The sequence below is a fragment of the Nocardia sp. NPDC056564 genome, from assembly GCF_042793755.1.
Classification (GTDB): domain Bacteria; phylum Actinomycetota; class Actinomycetes; order Mycobacteriales; family Mycobacteriaceae; genus Nocardia.
On sequence record NZ_JBHTUR010000010.1, the window covers coordinates 25,442 to 50,028 of the forward strand.

Genomic DNA, 24,587 nt, shown 5'->3' on the forward strand with positions numbered 1-24,587 from the left:
AACGCCTTTTCGGCCTTGGCTCATCCACGTCCCGCTCGTTGTGTGCTGGCGCGTGGACCGGGACCTGACGGAGCGTCCACTCGGTGTTTGGCTCAGTGGTGTCCCGTTTGGCGAAGGGTATGGTGCCGAACGGGATGTCACCCGATGCCGCCGACCTCAGCCGTGTCCCGCGCGGTGCGCATGGTGCCCGACACGGGGTCCAGCGCAGCGCGACTCGCCTGATTGCCTCAACAATGCCCTGTGCGCCGGCGCATCGAGTAAGCCTAGGAGGCACGCCTGTTCGGCGTCTGGCTCAACCACGTCCCGCCAGTTGTGCGCTGATGCATCGACCGGGACCTGACGGAGCGTCCACTCGATGTTCGGCGCAGCCGTGTCCCGTTTGGCGCAAAATATGGCATCGAACGGGATGTCACCCATCGCGGACTCGATGCTTATCTCGGCCGTGTCCCACTCGACGCGCGTGATGCCCGAAACGGGGCATAGCGGAGCGCCCCCTCCTGCTTGCCTCAACAATGCCCTGCGCGACGGCGCACCGAGTAGGCCTAAGGGGAACGTCTGTTCGACGTCTGGCTCCTCCATGTCCCGCTCGTTGTGCGCCGATGCTTCGGCCGGGACCTGACGGAGCGTCCACTCGATGTTTGGCGCAGCTGTGTCCCGTTTGGCGCAAGGTATGGCATCGAACGGGACGTCACCGGGCGCCGACTCGATGCTTATCTCGGCCGTGTCCCACTCGGCGCGCATGATGCCCGAAACGGGGTCCAGCGGAGCGCCCACTCGGCCTTTGGCTCCTCCATGTCCCGTTCGTTGTGTGCTGGTGCTTCGGCCGGGACCTGACGGAGCGTCCACTCGATGTTTGGCTCAGTGGTGTCCCGATTGGCGAAGGGTATGGTGCCGAACGGGACGTCACCCATCGCGTACTCGATGCGTACCTCGGGTGTCCCACTCGGCGCACCCGATGCCCGAAACGGGGCACAGCGGAGCGCCCACTCGACCTTTCGGCTCATCCATGTCCCGCTGGTTGTGTGCTGGTGCTTCGGCCGGGACCTGACGGAGCGCCCACTCGGCCTTTGGCTCAGCCACGTCCCGCCAGTTGTGCGCTGATGCATCGACCGGGATCTGACAGAGCGCTCACTTGGCCTTTGGCTCAGCCGTGTCCCGCTCGTGGTGTGCTGGTGCGTGGACCGGGACCTGACGGAGCGCTCACTCGACGTCTGGCTCATCTATGTCCCGCCGGTTGTGCGCTGGTGCATCGGTCGGGACCTGACGGAGCCATCACTCGATGTTTGGCTCACTCATGTCCCGTTTGGCGAAGGGTGTGGCGCCGGACGGGATGTGGTGGGGGGTCAGTCGGGGAGTTGGAGGGCGGAGGCTGCTTCTTGGTCGAGGAGCCAGGTGGTGGATTCTTGGCCTATTGCGCCGGCGGCGGGGATGTCTATGGGGTCGGCGCCGGAGATGGCGGCGGCTACGGCGTCGGCTTTGGCTGCGCCGCCGACGACCAGGACCACGTGGCGGGTGCGGTGGATGGCGGGGAGGGTGAGGGTTACCCGAACGGGGGGTGGCTTGGGGGAGTTGGTGACGGCGACGACGAGGTCGTGGGTTTCGCGGACGGCGTCGGTGTGCGGGAAGAGGGAGTTGATGTGGCCTTCGCCGCCCATGCCGAGGAGGTGGAGGTCGAAGGAGCCGTGCTCGGCCAGGTAGGCGTGGACGGCGGCGGAGTATTCGGCGGCGGCCTCGAGCGGGTCGGGGTATTCGCCGTCGGAGGCGGCCACGGGGTGGACCCGGGCCGGGTCCACGGGGACGTGGTCGAGCAGCGCCTCGCGGGCCTGGCGATCGTTGCGTTCCGCGTCGGCGGCGGGGACGAAACGTTCGTCGCCCCAGAAGAAGTCGACGTTGGACCAGTCGATGTCACCGGGAGACTTGCGGACCAGTTCGAGCAGGCCGATGCCGGTGCCGCCGCCGGTCAGGACGACCGAGGCGGTGCCGCGCTCGGCCTGGGCGGCCACCACCACGTCGACGAAGCGCGCGGCCGCGGCGGCGATCAGGGATTCGGTGTCGATGTGGACTTCGACGGTATCTTCGGCGGACTCACTCATAGGTCACCTTCTCGATTCCGGCGAGGGCCTCGGCGTAGATCTCGTCGGCGTCGAGTCGGCGCAGTTCCTCGGCGAGGCAGTCGCGAGTTTCCCGGCGGGCCAACGCGATTCGCTGATCGGGGTCGCCGGTGCGGGTCAGGGTTGCGGTGCGCCCGGTCTGCGGTCGTTCGATGGTGACCGATACGGACGGGCGGTGGATCTCCACCCGCAGCGCGCCGGAACGGCGGATCACCGGGCAGTCGAGGCGGATGGCGAGCCACCCGGCCAGCGTGTCCAGCGCCGGTTCATCGCGCAGCCCGGAGACCAGCACCGATTCGACCGGCTCGAACGGCGGCTCGTCCAGCGCGGCGGCCAGCAGCGCCCGCCAGTAGGTGATCCGGCTCCAGGCCAGATCGGTGTCGCCGGCGGCGTAGGACGCGAGCCGCTTCTTGATCGCGGCCTGCGGGTCGGCGGCGAAGGTGGCGTCGGTGATGCGCCGGGTCGCCAGGCGTCCGACCGAATCCTTGGACGGGAACTCCGGGGCGCCGCGCGGCCACCAGGCGACCACGGGGGTGTCCGGCAGCAGGAACGGGATGACGACGCTGCTCTCATGATTGATCAGCTCGCCTTGCAGCCGCAGCACGATCACCTCGGCCGCGCCCGCGTCACCGCCGACCCGGATCTGCGCGTCCAGCCTGGTTTCGGCCTCGCGGTCACCGCGGGCCAAAACAACCACCCGGCAAGGATGTTCGCGGCTCGCGTCGTTGGCGGCGTCGATCGCGTCCTCGGCCTCGGAGCTGTCCAGCGTGCACACCACCAGGGTGAGCACCCGCATCATGGTGATCACGCCGTTGCTCTCGCGCAGCTGCACGATGCGCTTGGTGACCTCGCCGGTGGTGGTGTTCGGGATGTCGATGATCACGGCCGCCGCCATTCGCGCCCGGTGCGGGCGAGCATCTCATCGGCCGAGGCCGGACCCCAGGTGCCGGCCTCGTACGGTTCGGGTTTGCCTTCGGCGGCCCAGCGTTCGAGCACCGGATCCAGGATGCCCCAGGACAATTCGACCTCCGCGTTCACCGGGAACAGCGACGGCACCCCGAGCAGCACGTCGAGGATCAGGCGCTCGTAGGCCTCGGGCGAGGACTCGGTGAACGCCTCGCCGTAACTGAAATCCATGTTGACGTCGCGCACTTCCATGCTCGACCCCGGCACCTTCGAGCCGAACCGGGTGGTGATGCCCTCGTCCGGCTGCACCCGGATGACCAGCGCGTTCTGCCCGAGGTCCTCGGTCATGGTCTGGTCGAACGGCAGGTGCGGCGCTCGCTTGAACATCACCGCGATCTCGGTCACCCTGCGCCCCAGCCGTTTTCCAGTGCGCAGGTAGAACGGCACGCCGGCCCAGCGGCGGGTGTCGACCTCCAGCGTGATCGCGGCGTAGGTCTCGGTGCGCGATTGCGGGTCGAAACCCTCCTCGTCGAGCAGGCCGACCACGTGCTCGCCGCCCTGCCAGCCCTCCGCGTACTGCCCGCGCGCGGTCGTCTCGTCCAGCGGCTCGACGAGTTTCGTCGCCGAGAGCACCTTGATCTTCTCCGCCTGCAACTGCTTGGGCTGGAAGCTGATCGGCTCCTCCATCGCGGTGAGCGCGAGCAGCTGCAGCAGGTGGTTCTGGATCACGTCGCGGGCGGCGCCGATGCCGTCGTAATAGCCTGCGCGCCCGCCCAATCCGATGTCCTCGGCCATGGTGATCTGCACATGGTCGACGTAGTTGGCGTTCCAGATCGGGTCGTAGAGCTGGTTGGCGAAGCGCAGTGCCAGGATGTTCTGCACCGTCTCCTTGCCGAGGTAGTGGTCGATCCGGAAGACCGTCTCCTCCGGGAACACTCCGTTGACCAGCGCGTTGAGCTCCTGCGCGCTCTCCAGGTCGTGCCCGAACGGCTTCTCGATCACCACCCGGCGCCACGGCTTGCGCCCGGCGGCGTCGGTGCTGCTCGGCTGCGCGAGTCCGTGCTCGGAGAGCTGGTTGAGCACCACCGGGAACATGTTCGGCGGAATCGACAGGTAGAAGGCGTGATTGCCGCCGGTGCCGCGCTCCTTGTCCAGCTTGGTCAGGGTGTCGGCGAGGGTGGCGAAGGCCTTGTCGTCGTCGAAACTGCCCTGCACGAACCGGATTCCCTCGGCCAGGTGGTCCCAGACCTCCTGGCGGAACGGCGTGCGGGCGTGCGTCTTCACCGAGTCGAGCACGACTTCGGCGAAGTCTTCGTCGGCGTAGTCGCGCCGGGCGAAGCCGACCAGCGCGAAGCCCGGGGGCAGCAGCCCCCGGTTCGCGAGGTCGTAGATGGCCGGCATCAACTTCTTCCGGGACAGGTCACCGGTGACACCGAAGATCACCATGCTGCACGGGCCCGCGATCCGCGGCACCCGCTTGTCCCGCTCGTCGCGCAGCGGGTTCTGCCAGGTCGGGTTCTTGTTGCCGGCCATCGTCGTCAGTTGTCCCCGGCCTCGGCCGACGCGTCGCCATCGGCGGCCGCCAGCTCTTCGGTCGTGGCGGAAAGCAGTTCCGCCCAAGACTTTTCGAACTTGTCCACGCCTTCGGTCTCGAGCACCTGGAACACGTCGTCCAGGTCGACGCCGATGGCGGAGAGCTTGTCGAAGACCTCCTGCGACGCCGCGGCGGTGCCGGTGAGCGTGTCGCCGCGGATCTCGGCGTGATCGGCGACCGCCTCCAGCGTCTTCTCCGGCAGCGTGTTCACCGTGTTCGCACCCACCAGCTCGGTGACGTACATGACGTCGGAGTACTCGGGGTTCTTCACGCCGGTCGAAGCCCACAGCGGCCGTTGACGATTCGCGCCCGCGGCGGCCAGGTGGTTGTAGGTGGAGGTGTGCGCGCCACCGTCGAACACGTCCTGGTATTCGGCATAGGCCAAGCGCGCGTTGGCGATTCCGGCCTGCCCGCGCAGCGCGAGCGCCTCGTCGGTGCCGATCGCCTCCAGCCGCTTGTCGATCTCGGTGTCCACCCGGGACACGAAGAACGAAGCGACCGAATGGATCTTGCCCAGGTCGTGGCCCGCGGTCTTGGCGCTGCGCAGGCCGTCCAGGTAGGCGCCCATCACCGCGCGGTAGCGCTTGACCGAGAAGATCAGCGTCACGTTCACGCTGATGCCCTCGGCGATCGTCTTGGTGATCGCGGGCAGGCCCGCCTCGGTGGCCGGGATCTTGATGAACAGATTCGGCCGGTCGACGGTCTTCCACAGGTCGATCGCCTGCGCGAGGGTCTTGTCCGCGTCGAAGGCGAAGCGCGGGTCGACCTCGATGGAGACACGGCCGTCGACACCGTTGGACGCCTCGAAGACGTCGGCGAAGACATCACAGGCCAAGCGCACGTCGTCGGTGGTGATGATGCGGATCGCGGCGTCGGCATCCGCGCCCTGGGCGGCGAGCTCTTTCAGCTGGCCGTCGTAGGCGTGCCCCTTGCTGAGCGCGCCCTGGAAGATCGTCGGGTTGGTGGTGACCCCGACGACGTTGCGGGTCTCGATCAGCTCGGCCAGGTTGCCGGACTGGATCCGGTCCCTGGACAGGTCGTCGAGCCATACGGACACACCTGCCGCGGACAGGGCGGCGGTATTCGCGTTTTGTGCCATGAGCGCTTATCCCTTCACGTTCTCGAGTGCGCGCTGCGCGGCGGCAACGACGTGGTCCGGAGTGAAGCCGAACTCGCGGAACAGGGTCTTGTAGTCGGCCGAGGCACCGAAGTGCTCGATCGAAATGATCTCGCCCGCGTCACCGACGAACCGGTGCCACGGCATCGCGATGCCGGCCTCGACGCTGACCCTGGCGCGGATCGAGGGCGGGAGCACCTCGTCCCGGTACGCCTTGTCCTGCGCGTCGAACCACTCCACACACGGCATCGAAACCACCCTGGTGCCGATGCCCTGCGCCTCCAGCGTAGTCCTGGCCTCGACGGCGAGCTGCAGCTCCGAACCCGTGGCGATGAGGATCACCTGCGCAGTGCCGGTGGAGGATTCGGCCAGGATGTAGCCGCCCTTGGCGACGCCCTCGTAGCTGGTGCCCGCCTGGATCGGCAGGTCCTGGCGGGTGAGCGCGAGCGCCGACGGGCCGTCCTGGTGCGGCGGCTCGGAGACCGAGAAGTGCGAGGTGTGCTCGCTGCTGTCGCGCTCGAGGATGGTCCGCCACGCGTAGGTGGTCTCGTTGGCGTCGCCGGGGCGAACGACATTGAGGCCGGGGATGGCGCGCAGCGCGGCCAGGTGCTCGATCGGCTGATGCGTCGGGCCGTCCTCGCCGAGACCGATGGAGTCGTGCGTCCACACGTAGATGGCGGGCACGCGCATCAGCGCGGCCAGGCGCACCGCCGGCCGCATGTAGTCGCTGAACACCAGGAAGGTGCCGCCGTACGGACGGGTCGGGCCGTGCAGCGCGATGCCGTTGAGGATCGCGCCCATCGCGTGCTCGCGCACACCGAAGTGCAGGGTGCGGCCGTACGGGTTGGCCTTCCACATGCCGGTGGAGATCGACTCCGGGCCGAAGCTGCTCTCACCGGGCATCGTGGTGTTGTTGGACTCGGCGAGGTCGGCCGAGCCGCCCCACAGTTCCGGCAGCACCGGCGCGAGCGCGGCGAGCACCTTGCCGGAGGCCTTGCGGGTGGCGACACCCTTCGGGTCCGGCTCGTAGGTCGGCAGCTTCTCCGCCCAGCCCTTGGGCAGGTCGCGCTTGGCCAGCCGGTCGAAGAGCGCCTTGTTGTCCGGGTTGGCCTGCGCCCACGCGTCGAACTGCTCCTGCCAGGCGGCGTGCGCCTGCTTGCCGCGCTCGATCGCCTTGCGGGTGTGCTCGATCACCGCGGCGTCGACCTCGAAGGTCTGCTCGGGATCGAAGCCGAGGATCTTCTTGGTGGCGGCCACCTCGTCCGCGCCGAGGGCGGCGCCGTGTGCGGCGCCGGTGTTCATCTTGTTGGGCGCCGGGTAGCCGATGATGGTGCGCAGCACGATGATCGACGGCTTGCCGGTCTCCGCCTTGGCCGCGGCCAGCGCGGATTCGATGGCGACGACATCCTCGCCGCCCTCGACGACCTGGACGTGCCAGCCGTAGGCCTCGTAGCGCTTGGCCACGTCCTCGTCGAACGCGATGGTGGTGTCGTCCTCGATGGAGATCTTGTTGTCGTCGTAGATCAGCACGAGGTTCCCCAGCTGCTGGGTGCCCGCGAGCGAGGACGCCTCGGAGGTGACGCCCTCCTCCATGTCGCCGTCGGAGGCGATCACGTAGATGAAGTGATCGAACGGGCTGGCGCCCGGCGCGGCGTTCGGATCGAACAGGCCGCGCTCGCGGCGCGCCGCCATCGCCATGCCGACCGCGGAGGCCAGACCCTGACCCAGCGGGCCGGTGGTGATCTCGACGCCGTCGGTGTGCCGGAACTCGGGGTGGCCCGGGGTGAGCGAGCCCCACTTGCGCAGGTTCTTCAGGTCATCGAGCTCCAGGCCGAAACCGGCCAGGTACAGCTGGATGTACTGGGTGATGCTGGAGTGACCGCAGGACAGCACGAAGCGGTCCCGGCCGACCCAGCTCGGATCGCTCGGGTCGATCCGCATGGTGCGCTGGTAGAGGGAGTACGCCAGCGGCGCCAGGCTCATCGCGGTGCCCGGGTGCCCGTTTCCGGCGTTCTGTACCGCGTCCGCGGCGAGCACTCGGATCGTGTCGACGGCCTTGGTGTCCAGATCCGTCCAGTCGTCCGGGTGATTCGGCTGAGTGAGGGCGCGGATGTCGTCTGTGACTGACACGACCGAGGTTCTCCTGACATTGGTTTCGTCGACGGCGGCATTACTGGCGGCGATGAACGCACGGCAGCGGCGCGTGCAAGCCGGTGTGTACCCAACCACCCTAGATGTGCCCGCTCAGCGCTACGAGGGGAACCCTGTGTTTTTGGTCGCGCGGGCGCGACGTGTTCGCGGCCCCCGGGTGTCTCGTGTCCGAGCGGTCGAGACTCGCGCCTGCGGCGCATGCGCTTCGACCGCTCGGACACGAGACGGGCCGCGAACGGTCGCTCGCAAAACTCGCTCCGTTGGGGTTGGTTGGGTGGGTAGCTTGCGGCGGGGTTGGCTGTGTTGGGGTGGGTTGGGTGTTAGCTCGCGGCGGGGTCGCTGCGTGGGGGTGGTGCCCCGTGTGCTGGACCACATTTCGGATGTTGTTGCGTGGGGCTATGCGCGGAGCAGGGTCGGTGGGGGTCTACCATCCTCTGTAGTAGTAGCCGCGCCGCACGGCTGAAGGGGCGCCGAGGCGGGCGAAGGTCCAGCTCTCGCGCATCCAGGTCGGCGGGACCGAGCGCGCTGCTTGGTCCATGCCGGATGCGATGCACAGCGTGCGAGGAGAAACAGTGCGGATTGGGCAACAGCCGGGTGGCAATGGCGCGCACGGCTCCGCTCCGACGGCGCTGGCCGACCGGTTCGCGGGTCCGGGCCTGCCGTCCCGATTGACCCGGCGGGTGCTGGCGTATATCGCGCTCACCAAGCCGCGGGTCATCGAACTGCTGCTGGTGGCGACGATTCCGACGATGTTGCTCGCCGACCGCGGGCACATCGACATCCGGCTCATCCTGGTCACCCTCTTCGGCGGCTGGATGGGCGCGGCCAGCGCGAACACCCTGAACTGCGTCGCCGACGCCGATATCGACAAGGTGATGAAGCGGACCGCGAAGCGCCCGCTGGCCAGGGAGGCGGTGCCGACCTCGCACGCCTTCGTGTTCGGCGTGCTGCTCGGCCTGGCCTCGTTCACCTGGCTGTGGTGGCAGGCGAACCTGCTCAGCGGCGTGCTCGTGGTCGCGACGATCCTGTTCTACGTCTTCGTCTACACCCTCGGCCTCAAGCGCCGCACCTCGCAGAACGTGGTGTGGGGCGGCGCGGCGGGCTGCATGCCCGCGCTGGTCGGCTGGTCCGCGGTGACCGGCGGCATCGGCTGGCCGGCCATCGCGCTGTTCGGCGTCATCTTCTTCTGGACGCCGCCGCACACCTGGGCGCTGGCCATGCGCTACAAGGAGGACTACCGCGCGGCCGGCGTGCCGATGCTGCCGGTGGTGGCGACCGAGCAGGTGGTGACCAAGCAGATCGTCATCTACACCTGGCTCACCGTGCTCACCACGCTCGCCCTGGTCCCGGCGACCGGTGTCGTGTACGCGGCCGTGGCGCTGGTGGCCGGAGCGTGGTTCCTGCTCATGGCGCACCAGCTGTACTCGGGCGTGCGGCGTGGCGAGTCGGTGAAGCCGCTGCGGTTGTTCCTGCAGTCGAACAACTATCTCGCCGTGGTGTTCTGCGGCCTCGCGGTGGATTCCGTGCTGGGCTGGGACACCATCGGCAGCCTGTTCAGCTGATTCGTTCGCCGAGGTAGCCGTCCGGACGGACGGTGACCCTGGTCCCGTCGACCGCGTGGTACGCGGCGTACGCGTGACCCTCGACGTCGATGACGTGCCGGTCGGCCGCGACGGTGCCGGGACGGACGACCGCGTAGGCGTCGGCGGGGAGGTCGCCGGTTTCGCCGAAGTGCAGGTGCGTCGCGTGCGGCCCGCGGAACAGGTCGAACAGGGTGATCGAGTTGCCCGCCATGTCTTTCAGCGGCGCGTCGGGCGCGCGATCGCCGGTGACGAGCGGTCCGTGGTCGTCGAGGTCGCGGTAGCTGATGTCGAGCTGCTGGGTTTCCGGGCCCCGTTCCATCGCGTCCTCGTCGCCGTCGACCAGTTTGTCCAGCAATGCGGAACTCACGCCGAGCACGCGCGCGGCGACCGTCCGGCGCTCGGATTCGTAGCTGTCCAACAGTGATTCGTCGCCGTCGAGCGCGGCGGCCAGCTTCCAGCCGAGGTTGTAGGCGTCCTGGACGCCGGTGTTCATGCCCTGCCCGCCGGTCGGCGGATGCACGTGGGCGGCGTCGCCGGCCAGGAACACGCGTCCGGCGCGGAACCGTTCGGCCAGCCTGACGTTCGGCCGCCAGACGGTGACCCAGGTCAGCTCGGTCAGCGTGAGGTCGGCGCGGTCGGAATAGCGGTCGGCGTACTCCTGCAACACCGCGAGGGTCGGCTCGGCGTCGCCGGCCAGCGGGGCGGCGAACTGGAACTGCCGCCCACCCGGCAAGGGGGACAGGGCGATTCCCTCCATCGGCCGATCGGCCCCCGCGAACCAGTAGCCGAACTCGTGATCGAGGACGTCGGCACGGACGTCGCCGAGCAGCATGCGCAACGATTCGTCGGTGCTGCCCTCGAACGCGATGCCGAGCCGCTTGCGCACGGTGCTGCGCCCGCCGTCCGCGCCGACCAGGTAGCCGGTGCGCACGGTCTCCGCGGCGTCGCCGCTGCGCAAGGTGACGGTGACCCCGCTCGCGTCCTGCTCGAATCCGGCCAGCGCCGTGCCGAGTTCGACCCGTACACCGAATTCCGCGAGCCGCGCGCGCAGGATCGCCTCGGTCCCGGCCTGCCCGAGCACCCACGGATTCGGGTAGGGGAGCGCGGGCGTCGGCTCGATCGGCTCCCACATCCGGCGCTCGCCGACGAACTCGCCACCGAGGTAGGCCCGCATGATCGGCGTCGGAATACCCGCGGCCAGCACCGCGTCCAGCACGCCGAGGTCGTCGAACACCTCCAGGGTGCGCGGCTGGATGCCGTCGCCACGCGAGCCCGCGAAGAATTCGGTGGCCTGATCGATGATCCGAACCGGCACATCCCGGCGGGCCAGATCGAGGGCGAGGGTCAGTCCGGTGGGTCCGGCACCGGCGACGAGTACCTGGGTTCGCATGCTCTTCTCCTATATGAACTTAAATTCAGTGAATTCTGATTCAGTATTGGAGTTGGTACCTTCCCTGTCAAGGAGGTGGGTGCAGGTGTCGATGAGTCGCAAGGAGAAGTCGGCCGAGACCGAACTCGCGCTGAAGACGGCGGCCCTGCGGCTGTTCGCGGAGCGGGGCTACCTGAACACCAAGATCGCCGACATCACGACCGCGGCCAACCGCGCGGCCGGGTCGTTCTACAACCATTTCGCCGGCAAGGAAGAACTACTCCAGGCTTTGCTGAACGACGTCGCGGCGGCGGGCGACGTGACCGCGGAGGGTCCGGACCACAACCCGGACTTCACCGATCCGGCGGCGATCCGCTTCCACGTCGAGGGCTACTGGCTCGCGGCCCGCCAGCACTGGGCGGTGTATCGATCGATCCAGCAGGCGGCCCTGGTCAACGAGGAATTCGCCAGGCAGGCAGGCCAGTTCGCGATCCAGCAGCGGCGCGACATCGCCGATCACCTCGACCAGTTCGGTCCGCGTGGACTCACCTTGCCGACCACCCCCGACGCGAGCCTGGCGATGATGTTCCTGCTCACCACCAGCATGGTGCAGGCCGTCGAGGAGGGCACCGTCGAGCTGACCGACAAGCAAGCCGTAGAAGCCTTGACCCGCTTCATCTACCGCGGACTGACCGGCCTCGACTACTGACGCGGCCGGACACTTAGCTGCGGTATCGCTCCCACCGCACGCCTTTTGACATCCGCACGCGTGTCAGTGCGGCTGTCGCCGCAGAGCTCGGCTGGTTGCGTCGAGTCAGGGGATCAGGACGATCGAACCGGTGGTTTTGCGGGCTTCGAGGTCGCGGTGAGCCTGTTCGGCCTCGCCGAGGGGGTAGGTCGCGCCGACCAGGATGCGCAGCGTGCCGTTCGCGATGGCGTTGAAGATATCGGTTGCGCGCCAGGCCAATTCGTCCCGGTCGCGGGTGTAGAAGGCGAGGCTGGGGCGGGTGATGAAGAGGGAGCCCGCGCCGTTGAGGCGTTGCAGGTCGAACGGGGGGACCGGGCCGCTGGCTGCGCCGAACAGGGCGAACATGCCGCGCACGCGCAAGGAGGCGAGGCTGGCTTCGAAGGTGGCCGCGCCGACGCCGTCGTAGACCGCGGCGACGCCGACCCCGTCGGTGAGCGCCCGGACCTGATCCGCGAGATCGTCGTCGTAGCGCAGCACCTCGGCGGCGCCCGCCTCGCGGGACAGCTGCTCCTTCGCGTCCGTGGACACCGTGGTGATCACCCGGGCGCCGCGCGCCGCGGCGAGCTGGGTCAGGATCAGGCCGACGCCGCCCGCGCCCGCGTGCACCAGGACGGACTCGCCGGGCTGCGGGGTGTAGATCGATTCGATCAGGTAGTGCGCGGTCATGCCCTGGAGCAGTGCGGACGCGGCGACCGCCGGCTCGACCGCGTCGGGCACCTTGATCGCGACGCTCGCGTCCACCGCGACCCGCTCGGCGTAGCTGCCCGGCCCGCTGGCCCACGCGACCCGGTCGCCGACGGCGAACTCGGTGACATTCGCGCCGATCTCGGCGATCACCCCGCTCGCCTCGGAACCGGGGATGTACGGCACCGCCTGCGGGTAGCGCCCGGTCCGGATGTAGGTGTCGATGTAGTTGATGCCGATCGCCTGCACGTCGACGAGCACCTGGTCCGGGCCGACCTGCGGATCGGGCACCTCGACATAGCTCAGCACTTCGGGACCACCGTGTTCGGACACCTGGATCGCACGCATGAGATCTGTTCTACACCGACAGATGCTGGACGGTTCCCTACTGGTCGGTAAACTTCCTGCCATGAGTGCTCAAGCCGCCACGGCGCCAGTGAAGTTGTCGGGCGCCCTCGTGGAGTCCGTCAAGGGTTTCGTCGCCGATCACGACGGTTCGGCCACCGCCGTGTTGCAGCCGGTCGGCCGGGCCGGGGTCCGGGTGACGCTGGTCGGCGCCGACGGCATCCTCGGCGACCGGATGGTCGCCGACCTGGCGACCGCGAAGGAGCTCGTCGCCACCGTCGACGGCCTGACCGAGGCCGACGAGTGGGACCGCGAGCTGACCTCGATCGTCACCCCGCGCAAGTCGCACTGGGCCAAGATGGCGGGCTGGGTAGCCCACCAGAAGCGGTTCCCCAAGGCGCGCAACGAGAGCTGAGCCATGCGTGGAACGCGACTGCTCGGCGCGCTGCTGCTGGCCGGGACGGTCGTTGCCGCACCGGCGATTCCGGCCGGCGCCGAGCCGAATGCCCTGCGCGTGTGCACGCCGGGGGACTATCCGCCGTATTCGGTCGCCGCGGGCGGATATCGCGGCGTGGACATCGATCTGGCCCGCGGGTTCGCCGACGTCCTGCGGCGGCCGGTCGAATTCGTCCCGATCACCTGGGCCGGCTTGAAGACGGATTTCGCTGAGCGGCAGTGCGATATCGCCGTCGGCGGCATTTCCGACTCGCCCGCTCGCCGCGCCTTCGCCGACTTCTCGATCACCTACGGCACCGACGGCAAGACGCCGATCACCCGGCGCGGCAACGACACCGACTACTCGACCATCGAGCAGATCAACCGCCCCGAGGTGCGGGTGATCGCGAATCGCGGTGGCACCAACGAGGAGTTCGCCCGCAAGAACTTCCCGGACGCCCAGCTCACCCTCTGGCCGGAGAATCTCACCATCTTCGACGAGGTGGAACAGGGCCGCGCCGACGTCTTCGTCACCGACGGCGTCGAGGGCCGCTACCGTGTTCGCCGGCATCCCGGTCTTCAGGTGCTGCACCCGGACAAGCCGTTCGACTCGTTCGGCAAGGTGCTGCTGGTGCGCAAGGACGATCCGGTGCTGTCCACCGCGCTGAACGCGTGGCTGGCAACGCAACTCGCCACCGGCGGTGTGGACCGGCTGTTCGACCAGTGGATCGGGCCGAACGCGACCGTCCCGGCCGGCTGAGCCGTCTGGTCCGACGAACGAGGGGCCCCACCCAGCCGGGGACTCGCGCGCCTGCGAATGCCCGTATGGTTTTCGTAAAGATGCTTGCGGCAGGGGATTCGGCGGGGTCACCGTGAAGGGTCGAACCGTAGGGGTCGGAGGTGTCGGTGGCGACGGACGTGATCGGTAAGGTCGCGCGCGTAACCGCGGCGATTCGGCCGGACCATCTCGGCGAGGTGGTGATCGAGGTGCGGGCGGGGACCGAACGATTCCTGGCGCGGGCCGCCGACGGGGAGACAACCATTCCGAAGCACACCCAGGTGCTCGTGATCGGGAGCCTGGGTGGTCGCACGGTCGAAGTCACTCCCTTGAAATGAAGGTGCATCATGGACGTCCAACTCTTGGTCGTCATCGGGATCGTCGTCGCTCTCATCCTGTTGGCCGCGCTGTTCCGCCTGTCCTGGCGGGTCGCCGAACCCGATGAGGCACTGATCATTTCGGGCTTCCGAGCCGGCGAGGGACCGTCGGGCGTCGGCGAGAGCATGGGCTTTCGCATCGTCACCGGCCGCGGCTGCTTCGTCATGCCCGGCCTGACGAAGGTGCGCTTCATCTCGCTGGAGGCGCACGAGAGTCAGATCCTGGTGCCGTGCGTGAGCCAGCAGAAGATCAACCTGCAACTGGGCGGCGTGGTGGTCTACAAGATCGGCGACGACTACCGCTCGATCGCCAACGCCGCGCGCCGCTTCCTGGATCGGCCCGCCGAGGAGCTGGAAACCAAGGTGCAGAACGTGTTCGTCGGGCATCTGCGGGCGATCGCGGGTTCGATGACCGTCGAGGACATGATCAGCGATCAGGACAAGTTCTCCGAGCAGGTGCGCGATCGCTGCTCGCAGGAGATGGAGTCCTTCGGCCTGGTAATCGACAGCTTCCAGATCCAGTCGATCGCCAGCGGCTCCAATTACATTGCCAACCTTGCCATTCCGCATCAGGCAGCGGTGGAGCAGCAGGCGCGGATCGCGCGGGCGAACGCCGACCGGGAGGCCATCGAGCAGGAGCAGGCGGCGCAGCGGCAGATCGCGCTCGCGATGCGCGACACTCAGATCAAGAAGGCGGAATACCAGGCCGAGATCGACAGCGCCAGTCAGGAAGCCGCGCAACAGGGTCCGCTCGCGGAGGCCACCGCGCGCCAGGCCGTGGTCGAGGTGGCGACGAAGGTCTCCCAGCTCGAGGCGCAGCAGATGGAACAGCAGTTGCAGGTGGACGTGCGCAAGCCCGCGGACGCGGAGGCCTACCGGCAGACCACCCTCGCGACCGCCAGCCGCGACGCCCGCATCAGTCAGGCCGAGGCCGACGCCCAGGAGACCAGGCTGCGCGCGGAAGCCGCTGCGGCACAGACGAAGATGCAGGCGCTGGCGGAGGCGGAGGCGATCAAGCTGCGCGCGGCGGCGCAGGCCGACGCCACCCGCCTGGCCGGCCAGGCCGAGGCGGACGCGATCAAGGCGCGCGGCTTGGCCGAGGCCGACGCGGTCCGTGCGCACATGGCGGCGGAGGCGGCGGGCATCCAGCTGCGCTCGGAGGCGATGAGCCAGAACCAGGAGGCGGTGATCGCGCAGCAGATCGCCGAGAAGCTGCCGCAGATCGTCGCCGCGGCCGCGGCACCGTTCGAGCACATCGACAAGTTCACCGTGCTCAACGGCGCCCAGGGGGTGACCTCGGCGCTGGCCGAGATCATTCAGCAGGCCGGCGCGCTCACCTCGATGGCGCGCGAATCATTGCTTCCGGCAATGACTTCCGGCGTCAATCCGGCGGAGAACGGTCACGCCGGGGCGGAGCTGTCGAAGTGAATCTGCGCCATCGCGGCGCCGGTCGCGCCGCGTAGCGTGACCCGAAGCCTGGTGTGCGGCGCTCAATACTCGCCCCGCACCAGGTTTTTCGGCTCCTCGCCGGCGAGGAAGCGGATGATCTCCGCGCGGACCACGGCATAGCCGCGTTCGAAACTGCCGGTGCTGTTGCCCCCGACGTGCGGGGTGAGCACCAGGTTCGGGGCGGTCCACAGCGGATGACCCGGCGGGAGCGGCTCGGGGTCGGTGACGTCCAGCGCGGCCCGCAGCCGGCCCGACAGCAGTTCGGCCACCAAGGCGTCGGTGTCGACGATCGGACCGCGGGCGATATTGACCAGAATGGCGTGGTCGTCCATCGCGGCGAGGAACGCGGCGTCGACCAGGCCGGTGGTGCGCGAGGTGACCGGGACAGTCAGCACGACAGCATCGTGCCCGGGGATGAGGCCGGGCAGTTCGTCGACGCCGTGCACCCCGTCGCGTGCCCGGCTGCCGACCAGGGTGACCTCGGTGTCGAATCCGGTGAGCCGCCGGACCAGTTCGGCGGCCAGATCGCCGGCCCCGACGATCAGGATCCGCTTGCCGACCAGCGTCTCGGTCTGATGGAAGTCCCAGTGCTGTGCCCGCTTGGCGTCGGTGAAGGCGCCGAGGTCGCGGTAAATGTGCAGCAACGCGGCCATCACCCACTCGGCCGAGCTACCGCCGTGCGCGCCGCGTCCGGTGGACAGACGCACGTCGCCGGGCAACTGACTGATCCAGCCCTCGGCGCCCGCGGTCATCGTCTGCACCAGGCGCAACTTGGTCAGCCGGGATAGGTCGACCGAGTCGGCCTTGGACAAGAACCTGGGGACCAGCACCTCCGCCTGCTCGGCACCGTCCGGCAGTGCTTCCCCTGCGTGGTAACGCAATAGTTGCACGCCGTCGATTCCGGACAGCGCCGTCATGCCGTAGTCGTCCGGCACCAGAACAATGACCGCCATGCAGGCCAGGTTAGCGGCCGGGGTACCGGACGCGCAGGCTGGTGTCCGGACATTTTCCGGCCGGTCGGCCCTGGGAAACGCATTTGTCCGCAACTGTCTCAGTCGGTGGGCGGATTGCGTCAAAACGACCGCAGAGTGACATATCAGTCGGTTAAATTGTGCCTCGCCGGGGGGAGCCGGTGGAATCGAGGTCGCGGTGGTCGTAGACAGGGTCGCTCGGGTGTCCGAGCCACTGGTGCGGTGGGGATTCGATCTGGTGCTGAAGAGTTTGCGGACCTTCGGCCGGACGCTACAACTGGCCGCCGCCGCGTTCAGTTTCCTGGTCGGCGACATCCTCGCCCTGCGCCATCCGTGGCGGGACACGCTTCAGCAGGGCTGGTTCATCGTCAGCGTCACCGCGATCCCCGCTGTGCTGGTAGCCATTCCGTTCGGCGTGATCGTCTCGGTGCAGGTCGGCAGCCTGACCCAGCAGGTCGGGGCCACCTCGGTGGCCGGCGCGGCGGGCGGGCTCGGCGTGATCCGGCAGGGCGCGCCGATGGTGACCGCGCTGCTGCTCGGCGGCGCGGCGGGCTCGGCGATCGCCTCGGACCTCGGCGCGCGCACCATCCGCGAGGAGGTAGACGCGTTGCGCACCATGGGAATCGACCCGGTGCGACGGCTGGTCGCGCCGCGGCTGGCGGCGATGATCGTGCTGACGCCGCTGCTGTGCCTGCTGGTCATCTTCATGGGCGTGTTCACCGGTTACGTGGTGGCGGTCGGCTTCCAGGGCGTGACGCCGGGCAGCTACCTGTCGTCGTTCGCGGCCTTCGCGACCATGGCCGACCTCGCGGTGGCGATCGCCAAGTCGGTCGTGTTCGGCGTGATCGTGCTGATCGTGGCCTGCCAGCGCGGGCTGGAGGCGACGCACGGGCCGAAGGGCGTCGCGAACGCGGTGAACGCGGCCGTGGTGATCGGGGTGATCGCCGCGTTCGGCGTGAATCTCGTGATCACCCAGCTGGTTTCGATGTTCCTGCCGCAGAAGGTGGGCTGATGACGGAGGTTCCCGCCCAGTACCGGCCGTTCGGCCGCGCGGGCCGCATCGTCGAGCGGGGCGCCCGCGGCCCGCTGACCCTGTTCGAATCACTCGGCCACCAACTGACTTTCGTGATCCAGGTGCTCGCCGCGGTGCCGCACACGCTGCGCGCCTACCGCCGTCAGACCATGCTGATCCTCACCGACATCACCTGGGGCAGCGGCAATATCATCGTCGGCGGCGGCACGGTCGCGGTGCTGGTCTTCCTCGGCGTCGCGGTGGGCGGCTCGATCGGCGTGGAGGGTTTCACCGCGCTGAACATGGTCGGCATGGGACCGCTCACCGGATTCGTCTCCGCCTACGCGAACACCAGGGAGATGGCGCCGATGGTGGCCGCGATCGGTTTCGCGGCGCAGGCCGGGTGCCGGATGACCGCGGAGATCGGCGCGATGCGCATCTCCGAGGAGATCGACGCGCTGGAAGCCATTGGTATCCGGCCGATTCCGTTCGTGGTGACCACCAGGGTGATCGCCGGCCTGATCACCATCGTCCCGCTCTATCTGCTGACGCTGATCCTCAGCTATCTGTCCTGCGCGGTGGTCGTCAATGTGCTGCACGGCCAGTCCTCGGGCACCTACTACCACTACTTCGACGCCTTCCTGCAACCCGGCGACGTGATCGCGTCGCTGATCAAGGCGAGCGTGTTCGTGGTGATGATCATCCTGATCCATGGCTACCAAGGGTTTTACGCGACCGGCGGCCCCGAGGGGGTCGGCCGCGCGTCGGGCCGGGCCATTCGGGCCAGCCTGGTGCTGGTGGTGATCGCGGACATGATCATGACGATCGTCTTCTGGGGTGTCGATGTCGGAATCAAGATTTCGGGGTGACGCGTGCCGATATTCGTTGATCATTCGGGGCGCGCCGCCGGGCGGTGGATGTTGCGGTTGCGTGGGCTGGTCGTCGCGGCCGTCATCCTGGTGGTGGCCGTGTTCACCACGCAGTACGCGCAGGGCAAGTTCGCCGGCCAGTTCATCCTGACCATCGACGCGGCCACCCTCGGCGAGGGGCTCGCGCCGGGCGCGGAGGTGAAGTTCCGCGGCTTCGGCATCGGCACCGTGCGCACGGTGCAGACCGTCGACTACGGGCACCAGCGCATCGAGCTGGCGTTGGACCGTGCCCAGGCCGCGGCGCTGACCGACGACGTGTCGGCGCGGTTCACCTCGTCGAACATCTTCGGTTCCAGCGCCATCGAATTGGTGAACACCGGACACGGCGGACGACTGCCGGAGAACACCACGCTGTTCATCGGCGCCAACGCGAGCAACGCGACCGTGTCGAGCGTGTTCCGCCGGGCGGCGCGGCTGACCCAGGTGCTCGATTCCGACACCGTGCGGGCGCTGTTCGATCTGCTGCTGGACAACACCGCCTCGCTCGGTCCCGCGGTGCAGTCGTTCTTCGCCACCGCGAGGGTGCTGGCCATGAATCAGCGCGCGCCGCTGGCGCACTACCTGGACATCGGCGCGGACGTCAGCACCGGCGTCGCGCAGACGACACCGCCGGTGGTCGACGTGATCCTCGGCGTGCTCGACAACAGCGAGTACTTCGGCTCGGCCGAGAACCGGGAGCGGACAAAGCATTCGCTGTCCACGTTGGATACCGCGCTGCTGCTGCCGGTCACCGATCTGTTGCGCCGGGACAATCCCGACCTGGCGGTCATTCTCGGCGGCGTACTGGATCTGGTGGTGCCGATCAGCGCGTCCATCGGCACCGTCGCGCCCGCGTACAACCGGCTGCCCGCCTTGCTCGCCCGGATCGACAGCGCGTTCCCGGTGGTCGACGGCCGGGTGCAGCTGCAGCTGGAGGTGATCGTGAAAAACATGCCCTATCTGGCCGATTCGATCATCGGGGCGCCACGATGAACGGCGTGACCGGGGCGGCGGTCAAGCTCGGCGTCTTCGTCGCGCTCGTCGCGGTGTGCTCGGCTTTCATTGTGGCCGCGCTGAATACGCCGGTGCCGGAGGACAAGGTCTCCTATGACGCGGTCTTCACCGATATCTCGGGGCTCTACACCGGAGACGTGGTGCGGATGTCCGGTGTCGCGGTCGGGAAGGTCGACCATGTCGCGCTGGACGGTCCGCGGGCACGGGTGCGGTTCACCGTGGACCGGCAGCGCCCGGTGTTCGACAACACCGAGGCCGCCGTGCGGTACCAGGATCTGATCGGGCAGCGCTACATCGAGTTGATGACGCCGAAAACCGGCGGAGTGCGGCTCGGCGCGGGCGCCACCATTCCGGTGGAGCGCACCATCCCGAGCTTCGATGTGTCCAAGTTGTTCAACGGCTTCAAGCCGCTGTTCGAGACGCTGGATACCGCGCAGCTCAACCAGTTCGGCACCAACATCCTGCGGGTGCTGCAGGGCGACGGCAGCGGCATCGGGCCCGCGCTGGCCGATCTGGATCGGCTCACCGAGCACGCCAAGAGCAGCGAGGCGGTGGTCGTGCTGCTGATCCACAACCTGGGCGAGATCTCCCGGTCGATCGGCGGAAAGTCCGCCGCGGTGGGCGATCTGGTCAAACAGCTGAACGGCGTGCTGAGCGCGTTCGGCAGCCGGACCGCGACCATCATCACCGCCATCGAACAGGCCAATCGCACGCTGGTGCCGCTCATCCCGCTGCTCGAGGAGCTGCAAGGCGCCTACGACCAGAGCTATCTCCCGCTGGACGGATTGCTGCGCAGGCTGCTGCCGCAGACCGATCAGCTGGTCGAGATCCTTTCGCTGGTGCCGTCCCTGCTCACCGGGCTCAACCAGAACATCCCCGCCGGCGGCGAGGCGAAGACGTACTCCTGTGCCGGCGGGCAACTCGGGCTGCCCGGCATCGGCGATGTCGTGCTCGGCAATCAGAAGCTGGTGGTGTGCAAATGACCGGTGCGGCAAGGCAACTGGCCGGGCTTCCGTCGCGGCTGTTCGGCGAGCTGAAGCAGTTGCGCAGCGAGAAGTCGGAATCCTGGTCCCAATTGCGCTGGGGCATCGCGGGAGTGCTGGTGAGCGTGCTCGCGCTGGTGGCCGCCGCGGTGCTCTACGTGGTGCCGTTCGGCGAGCAGTCGTACACGGCCGACTTCCGCAGTTCCGGCGGCACCCGCACCGGTGACGAGGTGCGGATCGCGGGAATCAAAGTGGGACAGGTCCGTTCGGTGGAACTGGTCGGCGACCACGTCGAGGTGCGCTTCGGCGTGGACCGCGAGGTGCAGGTCGGCGACGCCTCGTCAGTGGCGGTGAAGATGCTGACCCCGATCGGCGGGCACTACCTGTCGCTGGCTCCGCAGGGGGAGTCAGCGCTGGGCGGCAAGCACATTCCGCCGGAACGGACCCGCACCCCGTTCGAGCTGACCGACATCATCGACGTCGCCACCCCGGTGCTGAACCAGGTCGACGGCACCACGCTGCGCGGCACCATCGCCGAGGTGAACGCCGCGCTGGCCGGCCAGCCGGACGCGGTGCGCTCGATCATCGGCAACTTCACCGACCTGACCGGCGTGCTGGCCGACCGGTCGCAGCAGCTGGACTCGGCGGTGCGGGTGTCCGACGAGTACGTCGGCGCGATCGCCACCGACCGGGCCGTGCTCGCCGACTTCGTCCGGGAACTCGGTGTCGTCGCGGTGGTGCTCGGGCAGCGCAGGGGCGAGGTCGTCCAGGTCTTCGAGCTGCTGAAGCGGTTCTTCGCCGTTCTGCATCGGCCGGTGCTGGCCTACGGCGAGTCGATCGAGCCGTCCGTCGCGGAGTTCGAGGCACTGTTCAACAAGCTCGTGCAGGATCCGGGCCGGCTCGACTCGGTGATCGCGGGGATCAAGGACTTCATCGGGAAGATCTCGGCCATGCTCGGCGCGGACGGGGTGACCATCGACCAGTCCGCCAGCGTGATTCGTGGCCCGGCACTGTGCATTCCGTACGAGGGGAGGACGTGCTGATGCGGACCTGGGGCAGAACGGGTTCGGTGCTCGCCGCCGTGGTGGTCACGGTCGCGGTGGTGGCCGGGGTGAGCGGCGCGACCTGGCTGGACCGGGCGCGGCCGGCGAAGCAGCGCATGTGCGCCGAATTCACCGACACCGTCGGGCTTTACGAAGGCAACACCGTCACCATGCTCGGCGTGGAGGTCGGCACCGTCGCCGGCATCGAGGCGCTCGGCGATCGCATGAAGGTGACGATGAGCATCGACGGCACGCGCGACCTGCCCGCCGACATCAAGGCCGTGACCATGTCCAGCTCGATCGTCACCGACCGGCACGTCGAGCTGACCAAGACCTACACCGGCGGGCCGAAGTTCGATACCGCGCACTGTATCCCGCTGGCGCGGACCAAGACGCCGGTCGGCATCAGCGAGGCGCTGGACGCGCTCGGCAAGCTCTCCGGCGACCTGCTCGGCGGGCAGCAGTCGCCGACGCCGGGCGCACCTTCGGACACCCTGCTCGACCAGACGATCACCGGCGCGGTCCGTTCCCTCGACGGCACCGGGCCGCAGTGGAACGCCCTGCTGCAACGCCTGTCTCAGGTCATCGGCGATCCGGCGGACCGGGATGTGGTGATCCGCAGGCTGGTGGACAACCTCGATCAGCTCACCACCATGTTCATCACCAACTGGCCGGATATGCAGGCGCTGCTGGACAATCTGCAGAACGGCGTGCAGCTGGTCGACGGCTTCTCCGCGGAACTGTCCAGGGCGGTCGATCTCGCGCTGCAATTCCTGCCGGTGATCGCCCGCAATGTCGGCAAGTACGACCAGCAGTCCTACGAGTTCCTGGACCGGATCGTGCCGGAGGCGCACCGGTACGCGGTGCTGGCGGGCAGCATCGTCGACCTGCTCGTGCAGTTGCCGCCGCTGGCGAATCAACTGACCCAGGTGTTCGATCCGGCGACCGGCGCGCTGCGGGTGAATTACCGGCCGCCGCACTATGAATCGGCGGACGGCAGTCAGCCGGGTCTGGCCCGGGTGATCCTCGGCTCCTTGGGGGCGCGGTGAAGCGACTGATACCCGCGCTCGCCGCGTCGCTGCTGCTGTTGACCGGCTGTGGGCTGCGCGCGACCGACGTGCCTATTCCCGGAACGTATCTGGCGGGGGACACCTTCACCATCCGGATCGAATTCGGCTCGGTGCTCAACCTGCCCGACCGGGCCAAGGTGATCTCCGAAGGCGTCGAGGTCGGCATGCTCGACCGGATCGAACTGACCGGCGACACCGCCGTCGCCACCGTCGACCTCAAATCCGATGTGCGACTGCCGAAGTCGGCCACCGCGGAACTGCGGCAGAGCACCATTCTCGGCGACATCCACATCGCGTTGCAGGCGCCGCCGAACGCGGGCCCGCCGTTCCTGGTGAACGGCGACGTCATCCCGCGCTCGCGTACCGTCCCCGCCGCCAACGTGGAGGACATCCTGCGGGCGCTGTCGAACATCGTGACCGGCGGGCGTTTCGGTGAAATGCAGGAGCTGGTGTCGAGCGTCAACGCCTCGTTCCCGGCCGATCCGGCGGACCTGGCGCAGATCCTGGCCGGCGGCAAGAACGCGCTGCACGATCTGGCCACGCACGGCGCGGACATCGACCGGATCCTGGCCGCCGCGGCCAGTGTGACGACCACCCTGGAGGCGAACAAGAACAACGTCGACCGCACGCTCACCCTCGGGCCGAGCCGGGCCGCCGGCCTGTCCGACGTGCTGTTCGGCCTGGTCCAACTGATCATCGACGGCGGCGAATTGGCCAGGTACGTAGGCGATCTCGCGCTGCCGCTGCGCGGCGACCTGCACGACGTGATCAGCGTCCTCGCGCCCGCGGCGCGGACCATCGGGAGCGCGGACACCACGGTCCCGATGAATGTCGACACGATGAACCGGTTGTTGCGCGACAAGCTGATCCCGTTCTTCAGCGCGTCGCCGAACATTCGGGTGCAGCGGGTCGGCGCGGACGCGATCGCCGCCGACGCCTCCGCCCGCGCGGACCAGATGATCCACGTCCTGCGCTCGATGGGAATGGTCCGATGAAGCTCTCCGGCCCGGTCTCGCTGGCCCTGCTGCTGGTCATGACGGTGGTGTGCGCGGCGTACATGGCCGTCGGCGTGCTCGACATCGATCCGCGGCGTACGACGAATACCGTGACGGTGCTGATGGATTCGTCCGGCGGGCTGATGCAGACCTCCCAGGTCGACCTGCGCGGCATGCGGATCGGCGAGGTGCGGGCGATCACCGCCACCGGCACCGGTCTGGCGGTGCGGATCGAGCTGGACGCGAAGTACCGGGTGCCGATCGGCAGCGAGGTGCATGTGAGCAACCTGTCCGCGGCGGGCGAGCAGTTCATGGACTTCCGCCCGACCGGACTGGCCGGCCCGTATCTCGGCGACGGCAGCGTGATCCCCGCGCACCAGGTGCGCATCGCGACGACGGTCAGCGAGGCGCTGGCCAAGCTCGATGTACTGAACGCGCAGATCGATCCGGCGAAGATCGAACGGCTGGCCGCCATCCTGTCCCAGGGTTACGCGGGCCGGGAGAAGGAGATCGCCAACCTCACCCTGGCGTTGACCATGACGGCGCGGATGCTGCACGACAAGCGCGACGAGATCACCCGGCTGTATGTGAACGGACAGAACCTCGCCGAGAATTTCGACGGGTACGGGCCGGTGATCGGCGGCTGGGCCGACGATTTCACCTCGGTGCTGCCCGAGGTGGTGCACCTGATCAAGGGCTTCCAGGGCTATTCCTATGCGGGCGAGCACGTCTGGGACGAGCCGCTCGGACCGCTGGTGCAGAAGATCGATCAGTACCTCGCGGTGCTCGGCCCCGATCTCGCGCACATCGCCACCGCGGTGAAGCCGTCCACCAGCGTGCTGAAACCCGTTCGGGTGGACGCCGGTTCGATCATCGATCTGCTGTCGGCCGCCTTCCCGGCGGACGGCACCGCCCGCATCACGCTCGACGTTCCGAAATAGAGA

General features: G+C 68.3%; 23 protein-coding genes. 14 read left to right on the forward strand and 9 right to left on the reverse strand.

The genetic code is table 11. From position 1 onward, the window contains the following. Window positions 1–156 precede the first annotated feature (156 nt). From ACFQ9K_RS24000 to tkt, 6 genes are all read right to left on the reverse strand, one after another. The gene (locus ACFQ9K_RS24000) at window positions 157–774 is read right to left on the reverse strand and encodes a hypothetical protein (RefSeq protein ID WP_378721058.1); all 618 of its coding nucleotides are present in this window, start codon (window positions 772–774) and stop codon (window positions 157–159) included. 569 nt (window positions 775–1,343) lie between these two features. Beyond that, window positions 1,344–2,093 (reverse strand): 6-phosphogluconolactonase, encoded by a 750-nt coding sequence (gene pgl / locus ACFQ9K_RS24005; protein ID WP_378721057.1) that lies wholly within the window; start codon window positions 2,091–2,093, stop codon window positions 1,344–1,346. Further along, the gene (gene opcA, locus ACFQ9K_RS24010; RefSeq protein WP_378721056.1) at window positions 2,086–2,994 is read right to left on the reverse strand and encodes a glucose-6-phosphate dehydrogenase assembly protein OpcA; all 909 of its coding nucleotides are present in this window, start codon (window positions 2,992–2,994) and stop codon (window positions 2,086–2,088) included. The genes pgl and opcA overlap by 8 nt, the downstream gene beginning before the upstream one ends. Continuing rightward, on the reverse strand, window positions 2,991–4,550 hold the full coding sequence (gene zwf, locus ACFQ9K_RS24015) for a glucose-6-phosphate dehydrogenase (RefSeq protein ID WP_378721055.1): 1,560 nt from the start codon (window positions 4,548–4,550) through the stop codon (window positions 2,991–2,993). The genes opcA and zwf overlap by 4 nt, the downstream gene beginning before the upstream one ends. 5 nt (window positions 4,551–4,555) lie before the next feature. Further along, a complete protein-coding gene (gene tal, locus ACFQ9K_RS24020) occupies window positions 4,556–5,710 on the reverse strand; it encodes a transaldolase (RefSeq protein WP_378721053.1) in 1,155 nt (384 codons plus the stop codon). A 6-nt stretch (window positions 5,711–5,716) separates the two neighbouring features. Next, on the reverse strand, window positions 5,717–7,858 hold the full coding sequence (gene tkt / locus ACFQ9K_RS24025) for a transketolase (RefSeq protein WP_378721052.1): 2,142 nt from the start codon (window positions 7,856–7,858) through the stop codon (window positions 5,717–5,719). Between the two features lie 557 nt (window positions 7,859–8,415). Between tkt and ACFQ9K_RS24030 the strand changes: the two genes are divergently transcribed. Beyond that, window positions 8,416–9,441, forward strand: coding sequence for a heme o synthase (locus ACFQ9K_RS24030; RefSeq protein WP_378721335.1), 1,026 nt, complete (start codon window positions 8,416–8,418; stop codon window positions 9,439–9,441). On the opposite strand, the gene ACFQ9K_RS24035 is transcribed toward ACFQ9K_RS24030, so the two are convergent. Beyond that, window positions 9,434–10,852 (reverse strand): FAD-dependent monooxygenase, encoded by a 1,419-nt coding sequence (locus ACFQ9K_RS24035; protein ID WP_378721336.1) that lies wholly within the window; start codon window positions 10,850–10,852, stop codon window positions 9,434–9,436. The genes ACFQ9K_RS24030 and ACFQ9K_RS24035 overlap by 8 nt on opposite strands. Before the next feature lie 91 nt (window positions 10,853–10,943). Between ACFQ9K_RS24035 and ACFQ9K_RS24040 the strand changes: the two genes are divergently transcribed. Continuing rightward, window positions 10,944–11,540: a TetR/AcrR family transcriptional regulator gene (locus ACFQ9K_RS24040; protein WP_378721373.1), complete on the forward strand. Its 597-nt coding sequence runs from the start codon at window positions 10,944–10,946 to the stop codon at window positions 11,538–11,540. Between the two features lie 105 nt (window positions 11,541–11,645). Here ACFQ9K_RS24040 and ACFQ9K_RS24045 read toward each other — a convergent pair whose 3' ends face one another. After that, window positions 11,646–12,611 (reverse strand): quinone oxidoreductase family protein, encoded by a 966-nt coding sequence (locus tag ACFQ9K_RS24045; protein ID WP_378721337.1) that lies wholly within the window; start codon window positions 12,609–12,611, stop codon window positions 11,646–11,648. A gap of 61 nt (window positions 12,612–12,672) precedes the next feature. Here ACFQ9K_RS24045 and ACFQ9K_RS24050 point away from each other — a divergent pair, with 61 nt between their 5' ends. The 4 genes from ACFQ9K_RS24050 to ACFQ9K_RS24065 all read left to right on the forward strand — a co-directional run bounded on the left by ACFQ9K_RS24050 (window position 12,673) and on the right by ACFQ9K_RS24065 (window position 15,626). Next, a complete protein-coding gene (locus tag ACFQ9K_RS24050) occupies window positions 12,673–13,023 on the forward strand; it encodes a hypothetical protein (protein WP_378721338.1) in 351 nt (116 codons plus the stop codon). Window positions 13,024–13,026: 3 nt separating this feature from the next. Further along, window positions 13,027–13,803, forward strand: coding sequence for a transporter substrate-binding domain-containing protein (locus ACFQ9K_RS24055; RefSeq protein WP_378721339.1), 777 nt, complete (start codon window positions 13,027–13,029; stop codon window positions 13,801–13,803). Between the two features lie 140 nt (window positions 13,804–13,943). Continuing rightward, window positions 13,944–14,159, forward strand: coding sequence for a hypothetical protein (locus ACFQ9K_RS24060; protein ID WP_378983628.1), 216 nt, complete (start codon window positions 13,944–13,946; stop codon window positions 14,157–14,159). 9 nt (window positions 14,160–14,168) lie between these two features. After that, on the forward strand, window positions 14,169–15,626 hold the full coding sequence (locus ACFQ9K_RS24065) for a flotillin family protein (RefSeq protein ID WP_378721340.1): 1,458 nt from the start codon (window positions 14,169–14,171) through the stop codon (window positions 15,624–15,626). 62 nt (window positions 15,627–15,688) lie between these two features. On the opposite strand, the gene ACFQ9K_RS24070 is transcribed toward ACFQ9K_RS24065, so the two are convergent. Beyond that, the gene (locus ACFQ9K_RS24070; RefSeq protein ID WP_378721341.1) at window positions 15,689–16,600 is read right to left on the reverse strand and encodes a 2-hydroxyacid dehydrogenase; all 912 of its coding nucleotides are present in this window, start codon (window positions 16,598–16,600) and stop codon (window positions 15,689–15,691) included. 196 nt (window positions 16,601–16,796) lie between these two features. Here ACFQ9K_RS24070 and ACFQ9K_RS24075 point away from each other — a divergent pair, with 196 nt between their 5' ends. Genes ACFQ9K_RS24075 through ACFQ9K_RS24110 form a run of 8 tightly spaced genes read left to right on the forward strand, consistent with a single transcriptional unit; the run spans window position 16,797 to window position 24,584 of the window. Continuing rightward, window positions 16,797–17,630: an MlaE family ABC transporter permease gene (locus ACFQ9K_RS24075; RefSeq protein ID WP_378721342.1), complete on the forward strand. Its 834-nt coding sequence runs from the start codon at window positions 16,797–16,799 to the stop codon at window positions 17,628–17,630. Next, complete coding sequence (locus ACFQ9K_RS24080; protein WP_378721343.1) at window positions 17,630–18,499, forward strand: MlaE family ABC transporter permease; 870 nt, start codon at window positions 17,630–17,632, stop codon at window positions 18,497–18,499. Before ACFQ9K_RS24075 ends, ACFQ9K_RS24080 begins: the two co-directional genes overlap by 1 nt. A 3-nt stretch (window positions 18,500–18,502) precedes the next feature. Further along, entirely contained in the window at window positions 18,503–19,531 is a 1,029-nt protein-coding gene (locus ACFQ9K_RS24085; RefSeq protein WP_378721344.1) for an MlaD family protein, read from the forward strand. Then, complete coding sequence (locus tag ACFQ9K_RS24090) at window positions 19,528–20,535, forward strand: MlaD family protein (protein WP_378721345.1); 1,008 nt, start codon at window positions 19,528–19,530, stop codon at window positions 20,533–20,535. Before ACFQ9K_RS24085 ends, ACFQ9K_RS24090 begins: the two co-directional genes overlap by 4 nt. After that, window positions 20,532–21,578 (forward strand): MlaD family protein, encoded by a 1,047-nt coding sequence (locus tag ACFQ9K_RS24095; RefSeq protein ID WP_378721347.1) that lies wholly within the window; start codon window positions 20,532–20,534, stop codon window positions 21,576–21,578. The genes ACFQ9K_RS24090 and ACFQ9K_RS24095 overlap by 4 nt, the downstream gene beginning before the upstream one ends. Then, complete coding sequence (locus ACFQ9K_RS24100) at window positions 21,578–22,627, forward strand: MCE family protein (protein ID WP_378721374.1); 1,050 nt, start codon at window positions 21,578–21,580, stop codon at window positions 22,625–22,627. Before ACFQ9K_RS24095 ends, ACFQ9K_RS24100 begins: the two co-directional genes overlap by 1 nt. Next, a complete protein-coding gene (locus ACFQ9K_RS24105; protein WP_378721348.1) occupies window positions 22,624–23,643 on the forward strand; it encodes an MlaD family protein in 1,020 nt (339 codons plus the stop codon). Before ACFQ9K_RS24100 ends, ACFQ9K_RS24105 begins: the two co-directional genes overlap by 4 nt. Further along, complete coding sequence (locus ACFQ9K_RS24110; protein WP_378721349.1) at window positions 23,640–24,584, forward strand: MlaD family protein; 945 nt, start codon at window positions 23,640–23,642, stop codon at window positions 24,582–24,584. Before ACFQ9K_RS24105 ends, ACFQ9K_RS24110 begins: the two co-directional genes overlap by 4 nt. Window positions 24,585–24,587: the final 3 nt, after the last annotated feature.

Bases quoted from the DNA above. Each gene is read 5' to 3' on its own strand.
- ACFQ9K_RS24100 (WP_378721374.1), top strand. From the start codon at position 21,578: ATGCGGACCTGGGGCAGAACGGGTTCGGTGCTCGCCGCCGTGGTGGTC.
- ACFQ9K_RS24080 (WP_378721343.1), top strand. From the start codon at position 17,630: ATGACGGAGGTTCCCGCCCAGTACCGGCCGTTCGGCCGCGCGGGCCGC.
- ACFQ9K_RS24055 (WP_378721339.1), top strand. From the start codon at position 13,027: ATGCGTGGAACGCGACTGCTCGGCGCGCTGCTGCTGGCCGGGACGGTC.
- tal (WP_378721053.1), bottom strand. From the start codon at position 5,710: ATGGCACAAAACGCGAATACCGCCGCCCTGTCCGCGGCAGGTGTGTCC.
- ACFQ9K_RS24095 (WP_378721347.1), top strand. From the start codon at position 20,532: ATGACCGGTGCGGCAAGGCAACTGGCCGGGCTTCCGTCGCGGCTGTTC.
- ACFQ9K_RS24045 (WP_378721337.1), bottom strand. From the start codon at position 12,611: ATGCGTGCGATCCAGGTGTCCGAACACGGTGGTCCCGAAGTGCTGAGC.
- ACFQ9K_RS24065 (WP_378721340.1), top strand. From the start codon at position 14,169: ATGGACGTCCAACTCTTGGTCGTCATCGGGATCGTCGTCGCTCTCATC.
- ACFQ9K_RS24070 (WP_378721341.1), bottom strand. From the start codon at position 16,600: ATGGCGGTCATTGTTCTGGTGCCGGACGACTACGGCATGACGGCGCTG.
- pgl (WP_378721057.1), bottom strand. From the start codon at position 2,093: ATGAGTGAGTCCGCCGAAGATACCGTCGAAGTCCACATCGACACCGAA.
- ACFQ9K_RS24090 (WP_378721345.1), top strand. From the start codon at position 19,528: ATGAACGGCGTGACCGGGGCGGCGGTCAAGCTCGGCGTCTTCGTCGCG.
- ACFQ9K_RS24035 (WP_378721336.1), bottom strand. From the start codon at position 10,852: ATGCGAACCCAGGTACTCGTCGCCGGTGCCGGACCCACCGGACTGACC.
- ACFQ9K_RS24030 (WP_378721335.1), top strand. From the start codon at position 8,416: ATGCCGGATGCGATGCACAGCGTGCGAGGAGAAACAGTGCGGATTGGG.
- ACFQ9K_RS24040 (WP_378721373.1), top strand. From the start codon at position 10,944: ATGAGTCGCAAGGAGAAGTCGGCCGAGACCGAACTCGCGCTGAAGACG.
- ACFQ9K_RS24050 (WP_378721338.1), top strand. From the start codon at position 12,673: ATGAGTGCTCAAGCCGCCACGGCGCCAGTGAAGTTGTCGGGCGCCCTC.
- ACFQ9K_RS24110 (WP_378721349.1), top strand. From the start codon at position 23,640: ATGAAGCTCTCCGGCCCGGTCTCGCTGGCCCTGCTGCTGGTCATGACG.
- zwf (WP_378721055.1), bottom strand. From the start codon at position 4,550: ATGGCCGGCAACAAGAACCCGACCTGGCAGAACCCGCTGCGCGACGAG.